The organism is Flavobacterium sp. (genome assembly GCF_044368995.1).
Taxonomy (GTDB): Bacteria; Bacteroidota; Bacteroidia; order Flavobacteriales; family Flavobacteriaceae; genus Flavobacterium.
Genome location: NZ_JBIPMS010000092.1, coordinates 1 through 7,035, shown reverse-complemented (window position 1 = coordinate 7,035; position 7,035 = coordinate 1). Strand labels below are relative to the sequence as shown.

The window sequence follows — 7,035 nt, the reverse complement described above, 5'->3', positions numbered from 1 at the left end:
TAAAAAAATTAGCATTCGTAGCTTTAGCAATTGTTTCCACACAATTTTATGCACAAACAAAAACAGGTGCGGTAACCTATGAAATGACCATGCCAGACAATGAAGAAATGGCAGCAATGGGAACAAACACCATTAAAATTTCTTTTGATGAAAAATCTTCTGCTACTCAAATGGATATGATGGGCGGCATGATTTCTGTAAAAACAATTTCTGTTGACAAAAACAACACTAAAGATACCAGAATGTTAATGGATATGATGGGTAAAAAATATGAAGTTACAGGTGAATCTGAAGGTTTTGGAAACACAGATGTAGCGTCGTTAAAAGATGCAGAATCGGTTAGTTATGACAAAAAAGCAACTAAAGAAATTTTAGGTTATAAGTGCTACAAAGCTTCAGTAACGATGAAAAGCGGAATGGTTAATACCTTCTATATTACCGAAGCTATTGCAGTACAATCTTTACCTGCTGATAAATTAAAACTTACAGGATTTCCTTTAGAAGTTGAAGTAAATAGTGAAAAAGGCAAAGTGCTTTTAGTGGCTACTGTAGTAGATAAAGCTCCAACTGCATCATGTTTTACTGTACCAGAAGGTTACAAAAAAGTAACGCAAGAAGAATTACAACAAGAATTGGGAGGGATGTAATTTATCTTTTAACCTAAAAAAATACCCCAAATTCAAATTGAGTTTAGGGTATTTTTTTTATGTTTTTAGTTTCTTTTTTCGTGCAGCTGGAAAAAGGACATTATTTAAAATTAATCGATAACCTGGTGAATTTGGATGCAAATCTAAAACAGTTGGCGCATCACCTACTCTATGCTGATAGTCTTCCGGATCGTGCCCGCCATAATAGGTAAACATTCCTTTTCCTTTTGTTCCATGAATGTATCTGGCCTCACCATTAATTTTACATTCACCTAACAACAAGACATTCGATTTAATTTTTTCCGAAACAAAAGCAGTAGTTTGTCCCATAAAACCTTTTACTATTTGAGTATGATTTTGGCATAACATCGTAGGAATTGGGTCCCATTTAGCTGAAAAATCCATTAATGTAAAATAATCTACTTCCATTGAAAAACTGCCTTTTCCATGTTCTTCTGTGGTATCAATATCAGAAAACTCATATTTCATAGGTTGTTTTTCCAAAATAAAATCTTTGAAAGCAAATGTGTTGGAATACTCTAATTTAGATTGAAAATTAGGTTCACTAGCATCACCATCAAACATGGGCTCACATATGTCTGTGTTTTGTGCCGCCAAAGCAATATCAAAACTATCTGTTGCAGAACACATGGCAAACATAAATCCACCACCAATTACGTAATCTCTAATTTTAGTAGCTACGGCTAATTTTTCTTCTGATACTTTATTATAACCTAATTTTTTGGCCAAAGCTTCAGCATCTGCTTTTTGTTGTATATACCAAGGTGCATTTCTATAATTACTGAAAAATTTACCATATTGGCCAGTAAAATCTTCATGATGCAAATGCAACCATTCGTACATAACAAGTTGATCTGACAATACTTCTGTGTCGTAAATTTCTGTATAAGGAATTTCGGCATAAGTTAAAACCATAGTAACGGCATCATCCCAAGGTTGTTTTCCTTTTGGAGTATAGACCGCAATTTTTGGTGCTTTTTCTAAAACTACCGTTTCCATATTCTGAGAAGGGCTACTTATTTCTTCCAACATAGAAGCCGTTGCACCATCTGTTAACACTTCAAAAGTTACGCCTCTAATCTGACATTCTTTTCTTATATCGTCTCCGTCAGGCAACAAAAAGGACCCGCCACGATAATTTAATAACCAATTTACCTTATAATTTTTAGCCAAAGCCCAATAGGTAATTCCGTATGCTTTTAAATGATTTTGTTGGCCATCACTATCCATTGGTAACAAAATTGAAGATGCATTTAAATTTGTATTGCAAATTACAATCAAGAAAAAAACAAGTTGTTTTAAATAGTTCATCTAAAGATATTTAAGTAAATATAAACTTTATGAATAGTAATTAAACAGATTTAAGTATGAAATAAATGATTAAAACAAAATGTCACTTTCCTCATTAAAATCATTATTCATACTACTTCCAAAAGCATCATTTGGAGAAGGTAAATTTGGCGTTGCAAACGGATTTTGGGCATCTAAATTCATTTTTGAAGGTAATGAATCGTTATAAGTCATTCCAAATTCATCTAAATTATCAAATTTACCAAATTGTCCTAAGAATTTTAATCTGATATTATCCAAACTACCATTTCTGTGTTTTGCAACAATAAATTCTGCTTGATTAGTGGTTGGAGCTGCTTCATCATCATCCCAATTGTCAATTTTATAATATTCTGGACGGTAAATAAACGATACAATATCAGCATCTTGCTCAATAGCACCCGATTCACGTAAATCGGAAAGTAGTGGTCTTTTACTTGAACCACGGGTTTCTACGGCACGAGATAATTGAGAAAGTGCAATTACAGGAACGCTTAATTCTTTAGCCAAAGCTTTTAAACTTCTTGAAATCATAGATATTTCTTGTTCTCTATTTCCGCCACCTTTTCCAGTATTTCCTGCAGACATTAATTGTAAATAGTCGACAACAATTAATTTGATACCATGCTGAGAAACTAAACGACGGGCTTTTGCACGTAAATCAAAAATAGATAATGACGGTGTGTCATCAATATATAGAGGTGCTTTTTCTAAATCTTTAACTTTAACGTTTAATTGTTCCCATTCGTGTGGTTCTAAATCTCCTTTTCGAAGTTTTTCTGAAGTTAATCCTGTTTCACTTGAAATCAAACGAGTAATTAATTGTACTGATGACATCTCTAATGAAAAAAGTGCAACCGGTTCGTTTCCTGATACGGCAATATTTCTGGCCATTGATAATACAAATGCTGTTTTTCCCATACCCGGACGAGCAGCAATAATAATTAAATCTGAAGGTTGCCAACCTGACGTTAAATCGTCTAATTTTCTAAATCCTGATGGGATTCCAGATAAACCTTCTTTATTTGAAATTTCTTCGATACGTTGTTTGGCTTGATTTACAAGACTTTGGGCAGTTTCATATCCTTTTTTAAGGTTGCCTTGTGTAATTTCGTATAAATTGGTTTCAGCTGTGTCTAATAAATCAAACACGTCCATTCCTTCATCATAACAATCTTCAATTAATTTACTTGAGATTGAAATTAAACTTCTCTGAATAAATTTTTGAAGAATAATTCGGGCGTGAAAAACTATATGTGCCGAAGAAGCAATTTTTTGAGTAAGTTGAATAAGATAAAAATCGCTACCTGCCAGTTCTAAATTTCCGTTTCTTTTTAATTGTGCTGAAACCGTTAATAAATCAATAGGTTGAGGTGGTGTACTATGAAACAATTGATTAATAGCTTCAAAAATATATTTGTGTGATTCTTTATAAAACACATCTGGATTTAATATATCTATAACTTCTCCTGGCGCTTTTACGTCAATTAACATGGCACCTAACACTGCTTCTTCAATATCTACAGCTTGTGGTGGAAGTTTTCCTTTTTCTAAAGAAATAGTAGTTGATTTATCTACTTTAACAGGGTTTATTGTAAATGCTTTTTCCATAAAGCGAAAGTAAAAAAAAATGCGGTATTATTGAATTTAACTTGTTAAACAGAAACTGTTAATAACTATTTTATATTGTTAATATGTCAAAAAAAATCCGTCTTATCAATAAAAAAAGATAAGACGGATAAATAATGAATATTTTCTTATTTATCGGAAAATTCGCCCATTTTACTGTATTTTTCCATTCTTTGTGCTACTAAATCTTTTGTTGATAAGTCTTTTAATTCAAGGTAAGATTTAGTAATGTATTTTTCAACTGTTTTAAACATCATTTCTTTATCGCGATGCACCCCACCAAGAGGTTCAGGTATTATATCGTCTATTAATTTTTGCTTTTTCATGTCAATAGCTGTAAGCTTTAAAGCTTCAGCTGCTTGTTCTTTAAATTCCCAACTTCTCCATAAAATAGACGAACAAGATTCTGGTGAAATTACAGAATACCAAGTGTTTTCTAACATAAAAACTCTGTCACCTACTCCAATTCCTAATGCACCACCTGAAGCTCCCTCGCCAATAATAACTGAGATAATTGGTGTTTTTAATCGAGCCATTTCAAAAATATTACGTGCAATTGCTTCACCTTGTCCACGTTCTTCGGCTTCTAAGCCAGGATACGCACCAGGAGTATCAATCAATGTTACAACAGGAATATTAAATTTTTCTGCCATTTTCATTAATCGTAAAGCTTTGCGGTAACCTTCAGGGTTGGCCATACCAAAATTTCGTAATTGACGCATTTTAGTATTGATACCTTTCTGTTGGCCAATTATCATATACGATTGCCCGTTAATTCTTCCTAAGCCGCCCACCATGGCTTTATCATCTTTAAAATTTCTGTCACCAAATAATTCTAAAAAAGTGCCATCAGTTAAGTTAGTAATATATTCTAAAGTATAAGGTCTGTTAGGATGACGAGACATTTGAACCCGTTGCCAAGCGGTAAGATTTTTGTATATATCTTTTTTGGTTTGTTCTAATTTATCTTCCAATTGTTTGCAAGTTGCTGAAACATCAACATCAGATTCTTGACCTAAAACAACGCATTTTTCCAATTGATCTTCAAGCTCTTTTATTGGCAATTCAAAATCTAAATATTCCATAAAAGTTAATTTTTGTTAATTTGTTTATAAATACAAAGATACTATTTAAAAATTATTTGAATAATTTTTAAACCGATATCTAACTACTTTTTTTTCTATTTCTGATTAATCCATTCAAAATCACAGTTATTAGTATAATTGTAGCGCCTATATAAAATGAAAAACTCATTTGTTCGTTTTTTTCGAAAATTAAAACGGCTAATGCAATCCCGTAAACGGGTTCTAAATTTATAGTAAGCATTACAGTATAAGGTGAAATATACTTCATAACATTTACAGATGCAATAAAAGCATAAGCTGTGCAAACAGAAGCTAAAATACCTAACCACATAAAATCGTAAAGTGTAATATTGAAAAATGCTGCTGAAAATTGTTTTGAAAACAGTAAGAACACGCTTAAAAATAATACACCACCAAATAATTCGTAAAAAGAAACAATTGTGGCATCAATTCTTTGAGCAAATTTGCCATTTATTATAGAAAAACTTGCAGATAAAAAGGCAGAAGTTAAGGCTAACAATACACCTTGCATGGTTCCGGACATATTGCTATTAAAGCTTTTTTGAATAAAATTTGGTTCTGTTGATTCAATTACAAAATATAAACCTATTAAAACGATTAGTCCAAATACGATTTCGTACCAAACCATTTTTTGTTTGTAAAAAATGGGCTCTAGAATAGAAGTAAAAAAGGCACCCGTAGACAGACAAGCTAGCGTAATAGATATATTAGAAACTTTTATAGCCTTAAAAAAAGTAATCCAATGCAAGGCAATTACTAATCCTGAAACTATTAGCAAAAAAATGTCTTTTCTAGCTAATTGAAAACTCGTTTTTCGGTAATAAATATATCCAAAAATTAAAACAACCGCTAAAGACATCCGCCACCAAACTAAAGGCAAAGCATCCAAAGAAATTAGTTTTCCTAAAATAGCTGTAAAACCCCAAATAAATACTATTAAATGAAGGTGTAAATTATGTTTGAATTTAACGTCTGGCATTTCTTAATAAATAAACCGCTAAAATTCCGAAAATAAAGTTGGGAAACCATACCGCTAAAAATGGAGGAATACTTGAACTTTCAGCTAAAGTTCCAAAAATTTTATCGAAAAAAACGAATGAAAAAGCTACCAAAATACCAATAGCTAAATTTATGCCCATACCACCTCTTCTTTTCATAGCTGAAACAGAAACAGCTATTATGGTTAATATAAATGCTGAAACAGGTATACTAAATTTTCTATATAAGACTACTAAATATACATCTAAATTGGAACTTCCTTTAGATCGTTCTTTATCAATAAAATGAACTAAATTAAATATATTCATAGTTTCAGCTACGTATATTACTGGCGTTAAATCATCGGGTTCAAAATCAAATTTTCTAATATATTTTTCTTGTCTTTCGATGCTGTCATTCTCTTTTCCGATAGTTCTTTTTACATAATTAAATAAAGTATAATCTTTTGTTTTTTCATTATACTTTACACGATTTGCATATAATTTATATTCTAATTTATTGCCCTCAAATTTTTCGTAAATAAAATCAAATCCTGTTTTAGACAAGCCGTTATAACTACTAACATACATGTATTCATTTGGTTTAACCTGACGAAAAATGTCTGAAGTTTGTCTTTGTTCACTATTTTTTTTAAGATAGGTGTACCTAAAATCCCAGTATTTTTCACTAGCATCTGGCAAAATAAAGAAACCCATTAATAAAGTAACTAATGATACTAAAGTTGCACCAACTATATAAGGTCTTAAGAAACGCGTGAATGAAATTCCAGAACTTAAAATAGCAATAATTTCACTATTATTGGCTAATTTTGAGGTAAACCAAATAATAGATAAAAACAGAAAGATGGGAAATAATAGATTGGCAAAATAGATCGTAAATCCATAATAATAGATTAAAACTTCTTTAAAAGCTACTTTATTTTCAATCATCCGATTGACTTTTTCAGATACATCAATAATAATTCCAATAGGAATAAACATAAACAACATAGCTGTAAATGTGATTAAGTATCTTTTAAATATGTACCAATCTATTTTTTTCATTCTATTTTATACTTTATAGACAATTAGAATTCTAATATTACTTATAATCTTGTGGTTACTTTTTTAACCATACTTTCCTTCCATTCTCTAAATGTTCCAGCTAAAATTTGTCTTCTAGCTTCACGAACCAACCACATATAAAATCCTAAATTATGAATGGTTGCAATTTGTTTCCCTAAAAATTCGTTTGCAATAAATAAATGTCGCAAATACGCTTTTGAATAATCTGTATCCACATAAGTGTGTGCCATTGCATCAATT

Annotated in this window: 6 protein-coding genes and 1 pseudogene; 1 reads left to right on the top strand and 6 read right to left on the bottom strand. The window is 31.2% G+C overall.

Translation table 11 applies throughout. The annotated features are described in order from the left end of the window. Positions 1-647: hypothetical protein (locus ACIQ2I_RS07020; protein ID WP_396181715.1), on the top strand; the 647-nt coding region annotated here is incomplete at its 5' end. 57 nt (positions 648-704) lie between these two features. Here the strand turns inward: ACIQ2I_RS07020 and ACIQ2I_RS07015 are convergent. The 6 genes and pseudogenes from ACIQ2I_RS07015 to tgt form a co-directional block, all read right to left on the bottom strand. Beyond that, positions 705-1,979 (bottom strand): asparagine synthetase B, encoded by a 1,275-nt coding sequence (locus ACIQ2I_RS07015; RefSeq protein ID WP_396181714.1) that lies wholly within the window; start codon positions 1,977-1,979, stop codon positions 705-707. A 69-nt stretch (positions 1,980-2,048) separates the two neighbouring features. Continuing rightward, positions 2,049-3,608, bottom strand: coding sequence for a replicative DNA helicase (dnaB, locus tag ACIQ2I_RS07010; protein ID WP_396181713.1), 1,560 nt, complete (start codon positions 3,606-3,608; stop codon positions 2,049-2,051). Positions 3,609-3,754: 146 nt separating this feature from the next. Next, a complete protein-coding gene (locus ACIQ2I_RS07005; protein WP_396181712.1) occupies positions 3,755-4,711 on the bottom strand; it encodes an acetyl-CoA carboxylase carboxyltransferase subunit alpha in 957 nt (318 codons plus the stop codon). 79 nt (positions 4,712-4,790) lie between these two features. Further along, a complete protein-coding gene (locus ACIQ2I_RS07000) occupies positions 4,791-5,711 on the bottom strand; it encodes a DMT family transporter (protein WP_396181711.1) in 921 nt (306 codons plus the stop codon). Next, entirely contained in the window at positions 5,698-6,774 is a 1,077-nt protein-coding gene (locus ACIQ2I_RS06995; protein WP_396181710.1) for an LptF/LptG family permease, read from the bottom strand. Before ACIQ2I_RS06995 ends, ACIQ2I_RS07000 begins: the two co-directional genes overlap by 14 nt. 41 nt (positions 6,775-6,815) lie before the next feature. Then, a pseudogene (gene tgt, locus ACIQ2I_RS06990) lies at positions 6,816-7,035 on the bottom strand (tRNA guanosine(34) transglycosylase Tgt); the annotation flags it as partial.